This is a genomic window from Prevotella sp. kh1p2 (assembly GCF_900111525.1).
Taxonomy (GTDB): Bacteria; Bacteroidota; Bacteroidia; order Bacteroidales; family Bacteroidaceae; genus Prevotella.
This window is the reverse complement of sequence record NZ_FOHY01000002.1, coordinates 178932-198808: the sequence shown is the minus strand read 5'-3', so window position 1 is coordinate 198808 and position 19877 is coordinate 178932. Positions and strand designations below refer to the sequence as shown.

At 56.6% G+C, this 19877-nt stretch carries 17 protein-coding genes; 6 read left to right on the top strand and 11 right to left on the bottom strand.

Annotated features, from left to right (window positions below):
* Window positions 1-142: 142 nt before the first annotated feature.
* The gene (gene lgt, locus BMW31_RS02145) at window positions 143-1027 is read right to left on the bottom strand and encodes a prolipoprotein diacylglyceryl transferase (protein ID WP_091820510.1); all 885 of its coding nucleotides are present in this window, start codon (window positions 1025-1027) and stop codon (window positions 143-145) included.
* A gap of 44 nt (window positions 1028-1071) precedes the next feature.
* Complete coding sequence (ychF, locus tag BMW31_RS02140) at window positions 1072-2175, bottom strand: redox-regulated ATPase YchF (protein WP_091820507.1); 1104 nt, start codon at window positions 2173-2175, stop codon at window positions 1072-1074.
* Between the two features lie 143 nt (window positions 2176-2318).
* Between ychF and BMW31_RS02135 the strand changes: the two genes are divergently transcribed.
* The 5 genes from BMW31_RS02135 to BMW31_RS02115 all read left to right on the top strand — a co-directional run bounded on the left by BMW31_RS02135 (window position 2319) and on the right by BMW31_RS02115 (window position 8336).
* A complete protein-coding gene (locus tag BMW31_RS02135) occupies window positions 2319-3335 on the top strand; it encodes a hypothetical protein (RefSeq protein WP_091820504.1) in 1017 nt (338 codons plus the stop codon).
* 56 nt (window positions 3336-3391) lie between these two features.
* A complete protein-coding gene (locus tag BMW31_RS02130) occupies window positions 3392-4327 on the top strand; it encodes a cation diffusion facilitator family transporter (RefSeq protein ID WP_091820501.1) in 936 nt (311 codons plus the stop codon).
* A gap of 34 nt (window positions 4328-4361) precedes the next feature.
* Window positions 4362-5282, top strand: coding sequence for a hypothetical protein (locus BMW31_RS02125; protein WP_091820497.1), 921 nt, complete (start codon window positions 4362-4364; stop codon window positions 5280-5282).
* Complete coding sequence (locus BMW31_RS02120; protein WP_091820495.1) at window positions 5260-7458, top strand: hypothetical protein; 2199 nt, start codon at window positions 5260-5262, stop codon at window positions 7456-7458. The genes BMW31_RS02125 and BMW31_RS02120 overlap by 23 nt, the downstream gene beginning before the upstream one ends.
* A 320-nt stretch (window positions 7459-7778) precedes the next feature.
* Window positions 7779-8336 carry a lipocalin-like domain-containing protein gene (locus tag BMW31_RS02115; RefSeq protein WP_091820493.1) on the top strand — a complete coding sequence of 186 codons (558 nt, stop codon included), beginning with the start codon at window positions 7779-7781 and terminating at the stop codon, window positions 8334-8336.
* Between the two features lie 66 nt (window positions 8337-8402).
* Here BMW31_RS02115 and BMW31_RS02110 read toward each other — a convergent pair whose 3' ends face one another.
* Both BMW31_RS02110 and polA read right to left on the bottom strand, forming a co-directional pair.
* Window positions 8403-8831, bottom strand: a complete 429-nt coding sequence (locus BMW31_RS02110; protein ID WP_143049128.1) for a hypothetical protein — start codon at window positions 8829-8831, stop codon at window positions 8403-8405.
* The gene (gene polA, locus BMW31_RS02105) at window positions 8801-11563 is read right to left on the bottom strand and encodes a DNA polymerase I (RefSeq protein WP_091820491.1); all 2763 of its coding nucleotides are present in this window, start codon (window positions 11561-11563) and stop codon (window positions 8801-8803) included. Before polA ends, BMW31_RS02110 begins: the two co-directional genes overlap by 31 nt.
* Window positions 11564-11651: 88 nt before the next feature.
* On the opposite strand from polA, the gene BMW31_RS02100 reads away from it, so the two are divergent.
* Window positions 11652-12629: a polyprenyl synthetase family protein gene (locus BMW31_RS02100; RefSeq protein WP_091820489.1), complete on the top strand. Its 978-nt coding sequence runs from the start codon at window positions 11652-11654 to the stop codon at window positions 12627-12629.
* Between the two features lie 558 nt (window positions 12630-13187).
* Here BMW31_RS02100 and deoC read toward each other — a convergent pair.
* From deoC to mnmG, 7 genes are all read right to left on the bottom strand, one after another.
* On the bottom strand, window positions 13188-14126 hold the full coding sequence (deoC, locus tag BMW31_RS02095; RefSeq protein WP_091820487.1) for a deoxyribose-phosphate aldolase: 939 nt from the start codon (window positions 14124-14126) through the stop codon (window positions 13188-13190).
* 68 nt (window positions 14127-14194) lie between these two features.
* On the bottom strand, window positions 14195-14533 hold the full coding sequence (locus BMW31_RS02090; protein ID WP_091820485.1) for a nucleotide pyrophosphohydrolase: 339 nt from the start codon (window positions 14531-14533) through the stop codon (window positions 14195-14197).
* On the bottom strand, window positions 14533-14682 hold the full coding sequence (locus BMW31_RS13390; RefSeq protein ID WP_177166251.1) for a hypothetical protein: 150 nt from the start codon (window positions 14680-14682) through the stop codon (window positions 14533-14535). The genes BMW31_RS02090 and BMW31_RS13390 overlap by 1 nt, the downstream gene beginning before the upstream one ends.
* Window positions 14683-14799: 117 nt before the next feature.
* The gene (dtd, locus tag BMW31_RS02085) at window positions 14800-15252 is read right to left on the bottom strand and encodes a D-aminoacyl-tRNA deacylase (protein WP_091820483.1); all 453 of its coding nucleotides are present in this window, start codon (window positions 15250-15252) and stop codon (window positions 14800-14802) included.
* 59 nt (window positions 15253-15311) lie between these two features.
* The gene (uvrC, locus tag BMW31_RS02080; RefSeq protein WP_091820480.1) at window positions 15312-17162 is read right to left on the bottom strand and encodes an excinuclease ABC subunit UvrC; all 1851 of its coding nucleotides are present in this window, start codon (window positions 17160-17162) and stop codon (window positions 15312-15314) included.
* A 72-nt stretch (window positions 17163-17234) separates the two neighbouring features.
* Window positions 17235-17765, bottom strand: coding sequence for an adenine phosphoribosyltransferase (locus BMW31_RS02075; protein ID WP_091820478.1), 531 nt, complete (start codon window positions 17763-17765; stop codon window positions 17235-17237).
* Between the two features lie 92 nt (window positions 17766-17857).
* Window positions 17858-19729, bottom strand: coding sequence for a tRNA uridine-5-carboxymethylaminomethyl(34) synthesis enzyme MnmG (gene mnmG / locus BMW31_RS02070; RefSeq protein WP_091820476.1), 1872 nt, complete (start codon window positions 19727-19729; stop codon window positions 17858-17860).
* Window positions 19730-19877 lie beyond the last annotated feature (148 nt).

Genomic DNA, 19877 nt, shown 5'->3' with positions numbered 1-19877 from the left:
TTAAGGGGAGGATACAGGCTTTTCCTGCTCCTGATAGCAGCTTGTGGCATCGTTTCCTCCCCTTGGAAAGGGGAGGTTAGGAGGGGATGATGAACCAAGGAGCGCAGGGGCGGGCAGCGTTCTGATGCCGTCCACCATCGCGTTACTTGGCTCCCAGCCGCTTCATCCACGGTCCGCCTACCATGCAGGCCACACCAATGAGGATGAAGGGGATGCTGAGTATCTGTCCCATGTCGAGCGGCAGGCCGGCTTCGAAGGCCACCTGTATGTCCTTTGTGTACTCGATAAGGAAGCGGAAAGTGAAGATTACCGTCAGGCAAAGGCCGAAGTAAAAGCCCGTACCCACTGATGCGGGGCCGCGGCGCCTGTAGATGAAGAGCACTACTATTAAGAAGGCGAAGTACGCCAGGGCCTCGTAAAGCTGGCCGGGGTGGCGGGGCGCCTTGTCAACTTGCTCGAAGATGAAGGCCCAGGGCACATCGGTCACCTTGCCGATAATCTCTGAATTCATCAGATTTCCTACCCTTATGAAGCCTGCAGTGACGCCACAGCAGATGCCCATGTTGTCGAGCACCGTCCACAGAGGCACCTTGGTGTTGCGGCAGTACAGCCAAATGGCCACCAGCATGCCTATCACGCCGCCGTGAGAAGCCAGCCCCTCGTAGCCTGTGTACTTCCATCCGCCGCCTTGCAGGAAGTGAATGGGGAGCAGCATCTCCACAAATCCCTGTACCGAAGTCAGGAAACGGTCGGGTTCATAGAAGATACAATGGCCCAGACGGGCGCCCACCAGCACGCTCACGAAGATGTAGATGAAGAGCGGGTCGAAGACGTTTACCTTCACCTTCTTGCGTCCTTGCACGCGTTCCTGCCACGTAATGCCCTGCTCCTCGTACAGTTTCTTCATGAGCAAGTAGCCCAGCGCGAGCCCTATGAGCCAGCACAGGGAGTACCATCTCACGCCCCAGGAGCCTATCCTGAAGGCGAACATGTCCGGATTCCAGACGATGTAGTTGAGTAATTCCATATCGTTGTTTTCTTGTTTGGGCCGCAATGAGGGTGCGGCGGGTGTCAGACATTGAAGCGGAAGTGCATGATGTCGCCGTCTTGTACTTCGTAGTCCTTGCCCTCGATGGCCAGTTTGCCGGCCTCGCGGACGGCAGCCTCGGAGCCGTAACGGATGTAGTCGTCGTACTTGATGACCTCGGCACGGATGAAACCTTTCTCGAAGTCGGTGTGTATAACGCCCGCACACTGCGGTGCCTTCCATCCTTTGTGGTAGGTCCAGGCCTTTACCTCCATCTCTCCTGCTGTGATGAAGGTCTGCAGGTTGAGCAGGTGATAAGCCTTCTTGATGAGCCTGTTGACGCCACTCTCCTGCAAGCCGAGCTCTTGGAGGAACATCTGCTTGTCCTCGTAGGTGTCGAGCGAGGCGATGTCTTCTTCCGTCTTGGCGGCTATCACCATGGCTTCGGCACCCTCCCGGGCAGCTATCTGCTCTATCAGTCGTGAGTAATCGTTGCCTTCGTGGGCGCTGCTTTCGTCTACGTTGCACACGTACAGCACCGGTTTAGTGGTGAGCAGGAAGAGGTCATGGGCTGCCTGGAGCTCCTCCTTGCTGTCGAAGGTAACGGTGCGGGCATTCTTCCCCTGCTCCAGCGCTTGCTTGTAGGCTTCCAGCACGGTAACCATTACCTTGGCGTCCTTGTTGCCCGTGGCGGCCACCTTTTGCTGTTTGGCCAGCTGGCCCTCAATGGTTTCAAGGTCTTTGAGCTGCAGTTCGGTGTCTATTATTTCCTTGTCGGCCTGCGGGTCGACGGGAGCGCCGCCCTCGCGCACCACGTTGTCGTCGTCGAAACAGCGTATTACGTGGATGATGGCGTCGCACTCGCGGATGTTGCCCAGGAACTTGTTGCCCAGTCCTTCGCCCTTGCTGGCTCCCTTCACCAGTCCGGCAATGTCCACAATCTCGCAGGTCGCGGGCACGATACGGCCCGGATGAACGATTTCGGCGAGCTTAGTGAGGCGCTCGTCGGGTACGGTGATGACGCCCAGATTGGGCTCTATGGTGCAGAACGGGAAGTTGGCAGCCTGCGCCTTGGCGCTCGACAGACAGTTGAAAAGCGTAGACTTGCCCACGTTGGGCAGTCCTACGATACCGCATTTTAGTGACATTTGAATGATAAAATTTTGTATATACGGATGCAAAGTTAGTCAAATAATCCGATAATAGCCCGCCGGCGGTGTTATTTTTCGCCTCCGGGAGCAGGCTGTGAAGATATTTTCTTACCTTTGCACACATTAATTTACATGACCCGATGACTGCTTTTTACAGAATTCTGACGGCTGTGTACCTTGTCCACAGCTCCCTTTCAACTCATGCGGCCGATACCGACAGCACCGCCGCCCGCGGCATACACGGCTCTGCCAACACCGAAGTGAACTACGGATACGAGGCCGGCAAGGCCGAACCTACTATGTGGGACTTCCCTCACATCACGCTCTCGGCCGAGGCGGTGCTGGGCCGCGGCTGGTCTGTTACGGCCGAGGTGGAGTACGAACGCTTCTATACAGCCGGCGCGTGGGGCAACAGCTTCCGCGATAACTTTGCCACCAACAAGCTCTATCTCAACAAGTTGTTCAGCCCGGCCATACAGGTCAAGGCCGGCATCGTGGAGGTTCCGGTGGGCGTAACCAACTCCGGAGGCCCCGCCCTCACCATCTACGACCCCGAGAGCGAAGCCCTGCTCATGCCCATGACGTGGCATGAGGGCGGCCTCACGCTGTGGGGCGAGCGCGGCCGATGGAGCTACTCGCTGGCTGCCTTGGCCTATGCGGCCACGCCGCTGCGCCGCTCGCGGCTGCTGGGAGGTGCCGCCCGCGTGGCCTACAGTCCCGTTCAGGACCTCAGCCTGGCCCTTAGCTCCTACTGGGGAACGGCAAGCCGGGGCTCCGCACGCCTCTATGCGCCCGACTTTGTGGGAACTGACGGCATTCTCTATGCCGCACTCGACGGCTCCTACGAGGCCAACGGGTGGACCGTGAGCGGCTCGGCCGTCTGGGCGTCCGATGCCCGGGCGCACTCCGTAGGCATGGAGGCAGGCTACAATGTGCTTGCTGCGGCGGCCGCGGAAGGCACGGAGCTCACGCTCTTCGGCCGCTTCGACGGCGTCTACCTGCCTCATTCCATGGCCCTCAACAAATACACCGTAGGGCTTAACTTCGTGCCTTGGAGCACGCTCATACTCAAGGCAGAGTACGCCCTGCGCCACGAGAGTGGGCTTGGAACTACCCGCCCGCTGAACCTCTCGATAGGATATACCTACGAATTTTAGCCCTGCCGGGCAGCCATCAGCGCCCGGCAGACTTACAGATACAGACAAGCAAGCGTATGGAACAGCAAGAAGCAACCCGCCGCCGGCGGACTATCTACAAGGTGACTATAGGCGGGGGCATCATCAACATCGTGCTCCTGGCGTTCAAGTTCGCAGCAGGAATACTCGGAAACTCCACCGCCATGATAGCTGATGCGGTGCATTCGCTCACCGACTTGGTTACAGATGCCGTCGTGCTGGTGTTCGTCAAGCTCGGCAGCAAGCCCAAGGACAAGAGCCACGACTACGGTCACGGCAAGTACGAGACCCTGGCCACAGCCGTTATAGGCCTGGCCCTGCTGGGCGTGGGGGCCATGATTTGCTACCGTGGCGTGGCCCGCACGTGGATGGCCGTGCAGGGGCAGCAGCTCAGCCAGCCCGGCGTCATCGCGCTGGTGGCGGCACTGGTGAGTATCGCTCTCAAGGAGTGGGCCTACCGCTTCACCATCCGGGCCGGCCGAAAGGCCCGTTCTGCCGCCGTTGAAGCCAACGCCTGGCACCACCGCAGCGATGCCCTCTCGTCGGTGGGAACGGCACTCGGCATTGGTGGAGCCATCCTGTTGGGCGGCCGCTGGGCCGTACTCGACCCTCTGGCAGCCCTCATCGTGAGCGTGTTCATCATCCGCGCCGCCTCTGCACTGGTGAAGGAAGCCTTCGGCGAACTGCTGGAACAGAGTCTGCCCGACGAGGTGGAGGACGAAATCGTGCGCATAGCGGAGGCTGAAACGGGCGTGAGCGGCATCCACAACCTGCGAACGCGGAGCCTGGGCAACCACATCGCCATCGAAATGCACATCCGCATGGCGGGCGAAACCACCCTTTACGACGCCCACCAGCATGCCACCGCCATCGAGGAACGGCTGCGCCGGCGCTTCGGAAGCGATACGCACGTGGCGCTGCACGTGGAACCTCTGAAAGTTGCCGGCCATTACGAAAAACCCGGCCCGACATAAACCACCGTACGCCTTTTATGCTTATATTTGCCGCATGAAACCCTTTTATGCGCTTCTCGTGCTGTTGCTGCTGGCCGCCTGCAAGCCTGCAACGGTAAGCCGGCATAACTCCCGCTCCATGTATTATTGGAGTACAACCTTCCGTATAGACTCTACAGAAGCCCGGTTCCTGCGCTCCCACGACGTAGGACGCCTCTACGTGCGCTACTTCGACGTGGTAACGGCGGCCTCGGGTGATGCCGTTCCCAATGCCACCATTGCCTTCCGCTCGGCCGTGCCGGGTGGGGTAGAGGTGGTGCCGGTGGTCTACATCATGAACGACTGCCTGCTCCGTGACCTCTCGCAGCTGCCGGAGCGCATCGTGAAGCGCGTTTTGCAGATGAACGAAACCAACGACGTGGCCGGCGTGAGGGAGCTGCAGATAGACTGCGACTGGACTCTACGCACCCAACAGCGCTTCTTCGACTTCCTGCAGCGGCTGCGGCAGCTGGCCCGGCAGCACGGTCTGGCGCTCTCGGCCACCATCCGCCTGCACCAGCTAACGCAGCCCGTGCCGCCTGTAGACCGTGGAGTGCTGATGGTGTACAATACCGGCAACGTGGCCGATATAACCGACCGGCACCCCATTCTCGACATTGCGGCCGTGCGTCCTTACCTCCGCAGTCTGCCTGCCTACAGGCTCCGGCTCTCTGCAGCCTATCCGCTCTACACCTGGAAGGTACTTTACCGCGGCGGAGTGTTCGTGGGCATCGTGCACAAAGATGGCGAGTACCCCGTCATGGCGGGCGATACGGTCATTGAGAGGCGGCCGGAAATGGAACAAATCATAGCCGCACGCGAGGCCATTGGCCACCTGCGGCCCGACGTACACGACGAAGTGCTGCTCTTCGACCTGAGCAGACGCAATATCGAACGATTTAAACCAGCCGATTATGAAACGATTTTCAGCCGTTAGCCTGCTGCTCCTGCTGGCCCTAAAGGCCCTGGCCTGCATCAACGAAGAGCCCACCTACAACAACTACCTGTACAGTGTTTACCTGCGCGACAACGGCACCTACTGCCTCTCCTGCCGCTTCGACGAGTTCTGGCGGCAGTATGCCGGCCCTGAGGTGTACACCTACGAGGGCTCCAAGGACCTCATTCTCCGCACCGCCCGACGGCGTGGAGACCGCGAGATGGTGGCCTATCTGCAGCAGCTGAACCGCTTCCTGGAGGTTTGCGGATGGCAGAAGGAGGCCTGGGACTACCCCTCCAAGGCCATGCGGCAGCGCTGCCAGGCGGTGTGCAACCAGTCTGTAGCCGCCGCGAGAGGCTACCGCGGCACCCGCCTGCAACCCCAGTACCGCCTCATGTTGATGCGGGCAAACTGCCTGATGGGTCGTTTCCAGGCCAACAAAGACTACTGGGAGCGCACCGGAAGGCTTACCCGAGCCGGCGCCTACCGCGATGCCATGCTCAACCTCTATGCAGGTTCACTGCTGAGGCTGGGCTTCAAGAGCCGCGCCATCGACATTTACGCGGCCCAGGGCGATGTTCCGAGCCTGCAATACTGCGTAAGCAAGTACCGAAACCTGGCAGGCATCAAGGCTGTTTACGGCACCCGCCCCAACAGTCCCACGCTGTGGTACCTGGTGCAGGACTTCGTGAACAACGCCCAAGAGACGCAGGACATCTACCGGAACCATTATCGGGAGTGGATGATAGGTACTGATGACAGCTCGCGAATTGGCTACATGAACGAGATAAACGCCCGTCCGGTGTTCGAGAAGGAGGTGCGCGGCATGATAGCCTTTGCCAACCAGGTTGCTGCCAGCGGCCGCACGCAGTGGCCCGCCATGTGGAAGTCGGCCGCCGGATGCCTGCACTACCTGCTGGGCGACTATGCTACGGCCGTGGCCGAGCTGCGCGATGCCATGACCCTGGACGGCACCCAGCGCATGAAGGACAATGCCCGCGCCATCTACCTGGTGGCTTCGGCCAAGACTGCCCGCCTCACTCCGGCCTACAGCAGCTTCCTGATACGCGAATTCGAATGGCTCAACGACAAGGAGCGAGCCGACAGTCCGGGCCAGCAGACGGGCTTCAGCAACCACTACACCGACATACGCCAGCGCATGGTGTACCGCACCCTGGTTGACCGCTACCGCGCTGCAGGCCGCCTGAATGCAGCCACCGCCCTGCTTGGAATGATGGAAGAGAGGTACAACGGCACCGAGTTCAACCCGCGGAAGAACAAGAACCTGAAGCCCGACGAGTGGCATTGGAACTCTGATTACCGCGGTCAGTACTTCGACTGCATAGACAGCATGCGCCCCGAAGCCCTGCGCAGCTACATGGACTACCTGCAGTCGGAGCCTGCCGACACCCTGGAGCGCTACGTGCTGGCCCGCGTGTACCGCGACCCCAACTACTACCGCGACCTCATGGGCACCAAGTTAATGGCGCGCGGGCGCTGGGCCGAGGCCATGACCTACCTGCGGCAGGTGTCGCCCAGCTATCTTAGTACCGAGAATATTGCCCCCTACATGGCCCGCCGCGACTACAAGGTGGAGCCCTGGCTGCATCGCCAGCCGGTGCCGTGGAACTACGAAGGGCCCGGCAAAGTGCAGCTGCAGGACAATCCGAGGCTGTCTTTCTGCCGCGACATCACGCAGTTGCAGAGCCAGTACAGCCTGGCCCGCGACGCCGAGACACGCCGGTTGCTGGCCTACAGGCTGGCCACCCTGACCTTTCAGGCAAGCTACCTGGGGCAGTGCTGGTGGCTTACGCACTACGCCAAGACCAATATCGACTCGGTAAGGCCCCAGGAGCGCGACCTCGTGGCCGATGCTTTACTTTACCTGAATGAGAGTGCCAAGAGCAGCACCTTCGACCTGCAGCAGCGCAGTCTCTATGCCCTGGCTTACATCGGTGACGACCCCTGGCGGATAGATGACTGGCTGATAAACCCCAAAACGGATGAATGGGAGGAGGTACATGCCGTTCGCCCTGCGTCAAGGCAATACAAGGCACTGGGCCGCCTGGCCGATTTTGCCGCCCGGCATCCCGCCGCCGTGGCCCCGTATGTGTCCCGGTGCGACGTGCTGCGGCAGTTCCTGGCGCAGCGCCTGGACACCAATCAGCTGCCATGAGTCCGTTAGCAGGCAAGCGGAGTGGGGCAGGGGCGGCTGTCTTTCGGCCCGTTCTGCGAGTCCGCAGCGTACCGGCGGGGGTGCCGGAAACCTCGCCCGCGGGTGCCGAATGCCATGAGCAGGAACTTTCGACACTTGTCGCACAATCGTTTGACAGGTGTCGCACAATCGTGCGACAAGTGTCGAAAGTTCGTGAGTGATAGCTTTTGAGCGGTGGGTGATAATCTTCAATGACGCAAAAAAAATGCCTGCAGACTTTGTTTTTCCGTCTGTAATACTTATATTTGCCGCTGTGTTCAAACTATTAACGATTAAATGATATGAAAAAGAACTTGTATTTGGATCGTGTTTTGTGGGCACTGCTGTTGCTCGCAGGGGTGTTTACGATGTCTGCATGCAGCGACGATGACGACGACGAACCGGTTAATGTGGAGCAATCGGCCGTTCTCGGCACCTGGGAAATGCAGCAGGCGAGCCTGCAGATGAAAGTTCCGGGCACGGCACAGAAGGTTACCATCGACATGAGAGTAGTGGGCGGAAAGACGGTTCCCTACCTGAACGGACAGCGATTTGATTGGGACGACATGGGTATTGACCCCGAAGATGTTGAAGGTCTCTATGCCCGCATCAGCTTCGAGGCCGGCAACAAGTTTACCGCTTACGAATACAGGGAGGGTAAGTGGTCGGCAGAAGACGGAGGAACCTATTCGCTCAAGAACAACGTGCTTACCTTTGAGTACGAAGAAGAGGATGATGAGAGCTGGAAGGTGAGCCGCCTCACGGCCGACGCTATGGAGCTGGAAATGACCGATTTCTCTGATGAAGAGATGGCGCAGGTAGTGGAGAAGGCTACCATGACGCTGAGGCGGATGAAGTAAAACGCATCATGCAGTGAATGAAAACAGGCGGCCCGGCGGGTCGCCTGTTTCAGTTTGCAGCCGCCCTTAGCCCTGCTGCAGCCGGCGGCGGATATAGGCGCGGCTGAACCACGAGGTCTGCTCCCTTGCCCTTTGCAGGTACTTTTGCAGGTACTGGCGCCCTTCGGGCCGGTTCAGGGCCAGCAGCGAGAGTCCCTTCACGGCGTTGCAGTCGCTGATGAGCTGCCAGGCGTAGTCGGCACCATCGCCATGCGGCCCGTAAGCAAGGTTCCTGAAGTCCCATTGCAGTATCGTGTCGCTGTGGCTGATGGCCTCCTGCCACAGGCTGTTCTCATAGAGCGCGAGGGCCAGCCAGTAGACTGTGATGAGGTCTCTGCTCCATTCCGCGTAGGCCCGGCGTGCCCATTGCAGCATCTGCTCGGGCTCACCAAGCCTCCCCTTCGGGGAGGGCAGGGGAGGGGTTTCTAATGTGCTTCGAGCCAGTTGCTGCCCCATCCGGCGTCGGCTGTTAGCGGCACGGAGAGTTGGCAGGCGTTCTGCATCTCCTCGATGACGATGTGCTGCACCCTTTCTTTTTCCTCCGGATAGACCGAGAAGTTAAGTTCGTCGTGTACCTGGAGTATCATCTTGGAGCGTATTCCTTCCTGCTTGAAGCGGCGGTGGATGCGTATCATGGCCACCTTGATGATGTCGGCCTCGCTGCCTTGTATCGGAGCGTTGATGGCATTGCGCTCAGCAAAGCCGCGCACGGTGGCGTTGTGGGAGTTGATGTCGGGCAGGTAGCGGCGGCGACCGAAGAGAGTTTCGGCGTAGCCTTTCTCCCTTGCCGTCTGTTTAGCTTGCTCCATGTAGGCCTGCACCTTTGGGAAGGTCTTGAAGTAGTCGTCTATCAGCTGCCTTGCCTCGCCGTTGCTGATGTCCATGCGCTGTGCCAGGCCGTAGGTGGTGATGCCGTAGATGATGCCGAAGTTGGCCTGCTTGGCCTTCTTGCGCTGTGCATCGGTAACGGCGCTCATCTCTTCGTGCCATATCTTGGCTGCCGTTGCGCGGTGGATGTCGAACCCTTCGCGGAAGGCCTCTATCATGTTCTCGTCGCCCGAAAGGTGCGCCATGATGCGCAATTCAATCTGAGAATAATCCGCTGAAAAGAACGTACAGCCCGGCTCCGGTATGAAGCACTTGCGTATCTCCTTGCCGTCGTCGGTCCTGACGGGAATGTTCTGCAGGTTCGGGTCGCTCGATGAGAGGCGTCCGGTGGCCGTGAGCGCCTGGTTGAAGGAGGTGTGTATGTGCCCCGTTCGCTTGTTGATGAGCTTCGGCAGGGCGTCAACGTAGGTGCTGAGGAGCTTCTTCATGCCCCTGTAGTTCAGTATGTCGTCGATGATTGGGGCCTTCTGCTTGAGCTGCAGCAGCACTTCCTCGCTCGTGACGTACTGCCCCGTGCGGGTCTTCTTGGGCTTGTCTACTATCTGCATCTTGCCAAAGAGGATGTCGCCCACCTGCTTCGGGCTCGAGATGTTGAACTTCTCGCCCGCTTCCCGGTATATCTTGGCCTCGTACTCGTTCATTCTCTGCGTGAAAATATCCGACGTTTCGCGCAGTGCTTGTGTGTCCAGGCACACTCCGTTGAGCTCCATTTCGGCCAGAACGGGCACCAGCGGCATCTCTATTTGCCAGAAGAGGTCCTCTGCACCCACTTCCTTGAGCTTGGGTTCGAGCACGTTCTTCAGTCTCAGGGTGATGTCGGCATCCTCTGCGGCGTACTCGTAAACATCCTTGGGGGCGAGGTCGCGCATGGATTTCTGCCCCTTTCCGCGCGGCCCGATGAGTTCTTCAATGTGCACGGTCCGGTAGTTGAGCAGCGTTTCTGCCATGTAATCCATGTTGTGACGCAGCTCCGGCTGGATGAGATAGTGGGCAAGCATGGTGTCGAACATGCGTCCGCTGACTTCCACTCCATAGTTGCGCAACACCTCGTAGTCGTATTTAATGTTCTGTCCAACCTTGAGTATGCGTTCGTCTTCATAGATGGGTTTAAACATATTGACAACTTTTAAGGCTTCTTTACGTTCACTCGGAACGGGCACATACCAGGCCTTGTTTTCTTCAACGGCAAAGCTCAAGCCCACCAATTCGGCGTCTATCGGGTTGGTTGATGTGGTTTCAGTGTCCAGACTGAGAATTTCTTTTGTCCTGAAAAAGTCACATAACGCCTTGATATCTTCCTGATTGTCAACCAGTTTGTACTCATGAGGCGTGGTTTTAAGGCTCTCTAAACGCGCGTTTTCTGAACTTTCCGGCCCGTCGGCCGTATTTTCGGCAAATAAATCGAGCTGTGTATTAACGGTTGTAGACGGTTTTTCGCTTTTGTTAAGCAATCGGTTTCCGAAGCTCTTGAACTCGAGTTCGTCGAATAGTTGTGTGAGTTGCTCCTCGTCGGGGTCAACGGTCTTGAGCTCGTCGAGGTTGAGCGCGATGGGCACATCGGTTCGGATGGTGGCCAGGAAGTGGCTCATGCGGATGTCGTCTACGGCAGCTTCCACCTTTTCCCGCATCTTGCCTTTCAGCCGGTCGGTATGGGCGAGCAGGTTGTCAACGCTTCCGAACTCGTTGATAAGCTTGGCAGCAGTCTTCTCACCCACGCCGGGGCAGCCCGGGAAGTTGTCGGCCGAGTCGCCCATCAGTGCCAGCAGGTCAATCACCTGGGCGGGGGTAGGGATGCCGTACTTGTCCTGTACCTCGCGTTCTCCGATGATGTCGTAGCCTCCGCCGTGGCGAGGGCGGTACATGAAGACGTTTGGGCGGATGAGCTGTCCGTAGTCCTTGTCGGGCGTGAGCATGTAAGTTTCCACGCCCTCGGCCCCGGCCTTCACGGCCAGTGTGCCTATTACGTCGTCGGCCTCGAAGCCATCAACCTGCAGGATGGGTATGCGATAGGCCTCCAACAGCCGCTTGATGATGGGCACACTGAGCTTGATGTCCTCCGGCGTTTCCTCCCGCTGCGCCTTGTAAGCAGGGAAGGCATCGTGGCGGAAGGTCTTGCCGTGGTCGAAAGCCACGCCGATGTGCGTGGGTTTCTCTTTGGTGAGCACCTCGTTCAGGGTGTTCAGAAAGCCGTAAACGGCCGAAGTGTTGAGCCCCTTTGAGTTGATTCGCGGCGTGCGGATGAAGGCATAATAGGAGCGATATATAAGCGCGTAGGCGTCTAAAAGAAACAGTTTGTCCATAATAATATCGGTTTATCGCGTAAAATTACTAATTTTTTGCCACAAATCTCGATAAAATCACTAAATTTGTAACAAATTTCGGAAACAGATGGATTATCTTTCGCTTATCAAAGAGCCCATACAACCGGAGCTTGATGAGTTCGTGCGCCTGTTCGACAAGTCGCTGGAACACCCTGACGGACTGCTCAGCCAGGCTCTTACACACATCCGTCAGCGCGGCGGAAAGCGCATGCGCCCGATGCTGATACTGCTCCTGGCCAAGAACTTCGGCCAGATAACGGAGGCTACCTACCATGCAGCAATCGGCTTGGAACTGCTGCACACGGCCAGCCTCGTGCACGACGACGTCGTGGACGAGAGCGAGGAACGCCGCGGACAGGCCTCCGTAAACGCCGTGTACGACAACAAGGTGAGCGTGCTCGTGGGCGACTACATCCTCTCAACGGCGCTGCTACACGTGTCGTTCACCCACTCCGAAATCATTGTACGCTACCTGGCGCAGCTGGGTCGCACGCTCTCCGACGGCGAGATACTGCAACTCTCGAACATCCAGAACCGCGAAATCTCCGAAACTGTTTACTACGACATCATCAAAGGCAAAACTGCTGCCCTCTTCGAGGCCTGTGCCGCCATAGGTGCCCAGGCCGGGGGAGCTGTTGAGGACGATGTGCTGGCGGCCAAGAAGTTCGGCCAGAACCTCGGCATCATCTTCCAGATACGCGACGATATATTCGACTATTTCGACTCGCGCGAAATAGGCAAGCCCACGGGCAACGACATGGCAGAGGGCAAACTCACCCTGCCCGTTATCCATGCCCTCAACACCACCGGCAACGAAGAGATGCTCCGGCTGGCCCGAAAGGTGAAGATGCGCGACATCAAGCCCGATGAAATCGTCCGTTTGGTGGCTTTCACCAAGCAAAACGGCGGCATAGAATACGCCGACCGGCGCATGTGGGACTTCCACCGAGAGGGCCAGACGTTCATCGAAACGCGTATCACGAAGCCCGAAATCAAGCGTGCGCTGCAGGCGTATCTCGACTTCGTGATAGAACGGAAGAACTGACAACGCCCCGCCTGTTTCCTTTCCTCTCGTTTGTTCATCATGATTAGCTACCCTGCCGGTTAATCATCCCCTCCTAACCTCCCCTTTCCAAGGGGAGGATACCGATTTGTTTTGCTGCTTATTTTTGCCCTTTTATCCGCTTGTTGCAGGCAAATAGGCGCCAGAGTATCCTCCCCTTGGAAAGGGGAGGTTAGGAGGGGATGACCTTGCAAGCAGTGAACAGGTAATTCATCATTCACAATTCACAATTCACAGGGTAGGAGGGAATGATGCTCGCAGCAAGAAATGACAAAACAGGACATATCCTTCAAGGCCCTTGATGGATGCTTTCAAGGGGCTTGAACGATGCTTTCAAGGAGCTTGAAGGATAGCTCTTAAAAAGCGATGAATTCGGAGCAAAAAACCGATGGGATAGGTAGAAACAGACAACGAACAAACAATTACCCGAATGAAGCCTGAAGACAGCCGGCCGGGTAGTTGCTTGTTCGTTTGATAAACGGCGCCTCCTGGCCCATTCATCCTGCTAAAAAAGGCGGAGGAATGGGGCAAAACGGGCCCTTAGAAGTAATTAATCTCGCGACCTACAGCCTCGCTCAGGAGCGTGTTGGCAAGCCGGCTGGTGCCCAGACGGAACCACTTGTTGGTGAGCCAGCGGTCGCCCAACACCTCTTTTACGATGGTGTAGTAGGTCAGCGCGTCGTGAACGGTGTTGATGCCGCCGGCCGGTTTGAGGCCTACCTGGCGGCCCGTAAGGTCGTAATACTCCCTGATGGCCTGGCACATTACGTAAACGGCCTCGGGCGTAGCACTCACTTTCTCCTTTCCGGTTGACGTCTTGATGTAGTCGGCGCCAGCATACATCGATAAAATGGACGCTTTTTTAATGTCTGAAGCATTGCGCAGGTCGCCCGTTTCGAGGATTACCTTCATGCTGTGGTCGCCACACACCTCCTTCAGTTCCTGTATGTCGTCGGCTACGCCCTCGTAGTCGTCGCTCAGGAACTTGCCCACCGGCATCACGATGTCAATCTCCGTGGCGCCGTCTTTCAGTGCCAGCGCCGTCTCGGCCACCTTCACCTCGATGAACGTTTGCGAGCTGGGGAAGCTGCCACTCACGTTGGCTATCTCTACGCCGTCTACCTCCAGACTGTCGCTTACGAGCTTGGCGAAGCACGGATAGGTGCAGATGGTGGCCACGTGGGGCATGTCGGGGTAGTCGCTGGCAAAGCTGTTCACCCTCTCAACCATAGCAAGGATGCTCTCCTCGGTATCTGTAGTGTGCAAGGAGGTTAGCTCCACGCTGCCAAAGAGGAAGCGCTTGACCTCCGGGGTGTCGTTAGCGGGCACTTTATCGGCAATGATGCGGGCAACGGCCTGGCTCACTTCCTGGTCGCTGATGTTGGTTTCGTACTTCTCCAGAGCCTCTTCGTACTTGCTTTTCTCGCTGTTGGCGCGGGCGTTCAGGTCCTCTTGAACCTTGTTTTTGATGATTCCCATAATGCTGTGTTTTGTGATTATATGAATGCTGTTGATTGCCGTAAGATGGCTGCTGCAGCGCTTTGTGGCTACGCCTGCAGCTTAGGGTTGTCGAGATGTCGGCGTGCGTCGCGCGTTGCCTTTTTCTCCATGCTGCGCCTGAACTCCTCGGTAAGGTCCACGCCCGTTTGGTTGGCCAGGCAGATAAGCACCCAGAGCACGTCGGCCATCTCCTCACCAAGGTTGGCCTTTTCGCCCTCCTTGAAGCTCTGGTCGCCGTAGCGGCGGGCCATGACGCGTGCCAGTTCGCCCACTTCTTCGGTCAGACAGGCCATGTTAGTTAGCTCGCTGAAGTAGCGAACGCCATATTCTTTAATCCATTGGTCTACAAGCTGTTGCGCTTCTTTTATCGTTAGGTTCTCTTTCATCAGTCGAATTGTTTGATTGGTGTTAAAAAGCAGAAAATCAGTATGAAAACTGCTGCCAGCACGAGCACGTATAGCAGCAGCGCCACCAACGGCCTGCGGTTCCACTGCCCGCCAGCGGCAGTCTCCTTTTTGGTCTCTTTTCGATCCATTTTTACTGTTTCTATCGGCTTTAAATTGCCCTTTCAGCGGCCGGCGTTTCGCAGTTATCGGCGGCCTGTGAGCCCCTTTTCCCCCTCCCTTCGGGAAGGGTCAGGGGTGGGTTTACTCTACTCCTTGTTCTTTGTATCCATCCAGATGGTTACCGGCCCGTCGTTTAGCAGTTCCACCTTCATGTCCGCTCCGAACTCTCCTGTTGCCACCTGCTTGCCCAGCTGCTGGCTTAAAAGCCCGCAGAAAGTCTCGTAGAGCGGGATGGAAACTTCGTGGCGAGCGGCTCGAATCCAGCTGGGACGGTTGCCCTTCTTGTAGCTCGCCATGAGCGTAAACTGGCTCACGACGAGTATCTGGCCGCCTACGTCGAGGATGGAGCGGTTCATCACGCCCTCCGCATCATCGAAAACACGCAGGTTAACCACCTTTCTGGCCAGCCATTCGGCATCCTCCGGGGTATCGTCTTCGCCTATTCCCACGAGGATGAGGAAGCCTCTGCCGATGGCGGAGCGAACCTCCGAGCGGATTGTTACCGACGCATGCTGCACACGCTGTATGACTATTCTCATGTCACAAAGATAAACATAAATTCCGAACTGCCAAAATCAATTTGCCCGTTGGCTACCGGTCAGACAGCCGGAGCTGGTTCGGTGGGGTGGAAATGAGCATAGACGAGGTTGCCCTTCGATGTGCCCAGAATATCTGTAAGTAATTGATTATCAGCTTCTTTAATCTTTTTCACGCTCTTTAGTTTCTGCAACAGCAGGTCTCGTGTTTTGGGTCCGATGCCTTTAATGTCGTCCAGTTCGCTGTGCAGGGCGTGTTTGGAGCGCTTGTCGCGGTGGAAGGTGATGGCGTAACGGTGCACCTCGTCCTGTATCTGGGTAAGAACGTGGAAGAGTTCGGAGTCGGTCTTCAAGCCTATCACGCGCGGCGGGAAGCCGAAGAGCAGCTCGTTGGTGCGGTGGCGGTCGTCCTTGGCCAGTCCTGCTATGGGTATGGAGAGCTTCAGTTCGTCCTCAACGACCTCTCTGACGACCTCCATCTGACCCTTTCCACCGTCGGTTATGATGAGGTCGGGCAGGGGAGTCTGCTCCTCTATCATGCGGCTGTAACGGCGGCGAACCACCTCTTGCATGGAGGCGTAGTCGTCCGGTCCGGAGACTGTTTTGATGTTGTACTTGCGGTAGTCCTTACGAGAAGGCTTCATGCCCTTGTACACGATGCAGCCTGCCACGGCGTCGGTACCCGATATGTTGCTGTTGTCGAAGCACTCGATCTGGTAAGGCAACTTGCTGAGTTTCAGCTTGTTTTGCAGTTCCTTCATCAGTCGGGTGTGCTTCTGTTCGGGGTTCAGCTTCTCTGCCTGTTTCAGTCGGTCGAACTTGTACTGCTTTCCGTTCATTTCAGAGAGTTCCAGCAGGTGTTTCTTGTCGCCCCGTTGGGGGATGAAGAACTCGGCATCCTTGAGCTTCCAGTCCATCTCGAAGGGTACGATAACCTCCTTGGCGTGGCTGCCGAAGCGCTCTCTTATTTCCGGTATGGCCGTGAGCAGCAGGTCCTCATCGGTCTCGTCGAGCTTGCGCTTGTACTCGTAGGTAAAGCTCTGGTTGATGGTTCCGTTGGTTACGTGTATGTAGTTGATGAATGCGTGCTTGCGTAGCTCGTCGTCGGTAATGCTGAACACGTCAACATCCGTTATCGTGTGGCTTACCACCTCGCTCTTTGCAACGAATTCGCGGAGCAGGATATAGCGCTGTTTGAGGGCTTCGGCCTGCTCAAAACGCAGCATTTCGGCGTTTTTCTCCATGAGTTTGTAGAGCCAGTCGCCCAGCTCGCGCGTGTTTCCTTTCAGTACCTCGCGCGCCTGGCGGATGTTTTCCTGGTAGTCCTCGTAGCTCTGCTTGCCTACGCAGGGCGCCATGCAATTGTGCAGGTGGTATTCCAGGCAGGTCTTGTATTTGCCTGCTGCAATGCCCTCACGGGTAATGGGGAAGTGGCAGCGGCGCGGCTTGAAGACGCGGTTGATGATGTCGAGCACGTTGTACATGGCCGAAATGTGCGGAAAAGGGCCGTAGTACGTGCCGTTCTTCTTATTGATGTTGCGCGTCTTGAAGATGCGGGGCAGGTACTCCTTGGTAACAACAATGCTGGGATAGGTCTTTCCGTCCTTGAGCAGAACATTGTACTTGGGGTTGTACTTCTTGATAAGACTGTTCTCAAGAAGCAGTGCGTCCTCCTCTGTTTTTACCGTAAAGTAGCTGATGTCCCTAATCTTTGACACCAGAACCTTGGTTTTGAAGCGGTCTACTTCTTTGAGGAAATAAGAAGAAACGCGGCGCTTGAGGTTCTTGGCCTTGCCTACGTAGATGATGGTTCCGGTCTCGTCTTTAAACTGATAGCTACCCGGAACCTCCGGCATGTTGAGGACTATGTTCTTCAAATACGCCAGTCGCTGTTCGTTTTCTTCCTTTGTCATCTCCTAAACCCTTATGTATAAAGAGGATAAAGGTGCTGTTGTTTCACGTGAAACGACAGAGCCTTTACTGTTTTAGATTTGAATCAGGCTGCTTATCTCAATGTCGTCGTCGAATGCTTCACGGCCATTGAGCCCCTCGTTGACAAGTTCGATGATGAAGTTACAGTACACCTTCCGGGGGTGAAACTTCTTTACAAGGTCGCAGGCTGCCTTCATGGTGCCGCCTGTTGCGAGCAAATCGTCGTGGAGCAGGATGGTATCGTTCTCGTTGATGGCATCTTCGTGTATTTCTATTGTGTCGATACCGTACTCCTTGGCGTAACTTTCCTGCACGGTTTTACAGGGCAGTTTGCCTGGCTTGCGGCATAACACAATGCCGGCATTGAGCCGGATGGCCAGCGCCGATGACATGACGAAACCGCGGCTCTCGATACCTACAATCTTGGTGATGCCCTTGTCCTTGTAGATGCCGAACATCTCGTCGCTAATGATTTTGAGGCATTCTGCACTCTTGAAGAGCGTCGTTACGTCTCTGAAATTTACTCCCTTAATCGGCCAATCCGGAATACAGCGCAGATTGTCGAGTAGCACTTTGTTGTTCATTATCAGTAAGTTATTGTTCTGTATGCGTTCTTTTGGTTTCACGTGAAACGGAAACGACGGTGTAGCAGTTGGCTGCTTGTTTCTTTGCTCCTCTATCTTCCGAGGAGAATCAGCAGCACATTGATGTCGCTCGGAGAAACACCGGGAATTCTGCTGGCCTGCGCCAAAGTTTCCGGATCTATTCTTTCGAGCTTTTGCCGTCCTTCGGTCGAGATTTCATGCAGCGTGCTGTAGTTGAATCTTCCTTTTATCTTGATATCTTCCAGGCGGTGCATCTTGTCGGCAACCATCTTCTCCCGTTCTATATATCCTTTGTATTTGATGTTGATTTCTGCAGCCTCGGCAATTTCTTCCTTGCGGTTTTGCGGTGAATTCAGCACTTCTTTAAGTTCTGGAAGCACTTCGGCCAAGTTGTGCATGGTGAGCTGCGGCCGGCCAATGAGGTCGGAAATCTTGCATCCCATGCGGAGTGGGGTGGTGCCCAGTCGTTGTAGCGCGTCGTTGATTTCAGTTGGTTTCACCGATGTATTGTTGCAGAAATCGAGTATGCGGCTGATGTTTTCTTTCTTCTCCATCCACCATTCGTAACGGTCGTGCTTGGCTATGCCGAGTTGGTAGGCTTTCTCCGTGAGGCGTGCGTCGGCATCATCCTGCCTTAAGAGGATGCGGTACTCGGCGCGGGAAGTGAACATGCGGTAAGGCTCATCTACGCCTTTGGTGGTTAGGTCGTCTATAAGGACGCCGATGTAGCTCTCGTCGCGTGCCATGACAAACGGCTCGCCGCCCGTACAATGGATGGCTGCATTTACGCCGGCAACCAGTCCCTGGCCTCCTGCCTCCTCGTATCCGGTGGTGCCGTTTACCTGTCCCGCCATGAACAAACCGGGCAAAATCTTCGATTCCAACGAGTGCTTGAGCTGCGTGGGGTCAAAGTAATCGTACTCGATGGCATAGCCGGGACGATAGATTTTTGCATCGCGCAAGGCCGGTATCTGATGGATGGCAGCCAGCTGAATGTCCATCGGCATGCTGGAAGAAAACCCGTTCAGGTACATTTCGTTGGTGTCTTCGCCCTCCGGTTCGAGGAAGAGCGGGTGCTGGTCTTTGTCTGGAAAGGTAACGAGCTTGGTCTCTATGGAAGGACAGTAGCGCGGACCGGTGCTCTGTATCTGGCCGTTGAAGAGGGGCGAATCGGCCAGTCCGCTTCGCAGCGTGTCGTGAACGGCCTTGTTGGTATAGCACGTCCAGCAGGGCAGTTGGTGCAGTTGGCGGTGCGGCCCCATGTAGCTGAACTGGTGGAAGTCGGCTTCGCCCGGTTGTTCTTCCATGTCCTCGAAATGTACGCTGCGCTTGTCAATCCTCACAGGGGTGCCCGTCTTCATTCTGGCCACGCGTATGCCCCACTGCGCGATGCTCTCACTGAAGTTGGCCACGGCCGGCTCGGCACATCTGCCTCCGGGGTACTGGTGGCGCCCGATGTGCATGAGTCCGTTGAGAAAGGTGCCGGCCGTAACCACCACACTTGCTGCGCGGAACTCCACGCCCCACACGGTGCGCACGCCAACGGCCATGCCGTGTTCAACGATAAGCTCGTCGGCCTGGTCTTGCCAGATGTCGAGGTTGGGCGTACTGTCGAGCACCTCGCGCCATTTCCAGATGAACTTGCCTCTGTCACACTGTGCGCGCGGGCTCCACACGGCAGGACCCTTGCCCCTGTTGAGCATGCGGAACTGGATGGCTGTGGCGTCGGTAACCAGGCCCATGTATCCGCCCAGTGCGTCGATTTCGCGTACTATCTGCCCCTTTGCAATGCCGCCAACTGCGGGGTTGCAGCTCATTTGTGCTATCTTGTTCATGTCCATTGTTATCAGGCACGTCTTGGCGCCCATGTTGGCGGCAGCAGTTGCGGCCTCGCAGCCAGCATGCCCGCCTCCGATAACAATGACATCATATTGATACTTCATTCCGTTCGTCCAATTTTCCACAAAAGTAAGAAATTAAATCCAAATTTTATCAGAAATGCTTTGATTAATCATCAAAATATAGTATTTTTGCAGTCAAAAGAGCGCTCTTGGATACCTAAAAAAGAGTATGTAACCTTTTGACTTGCGG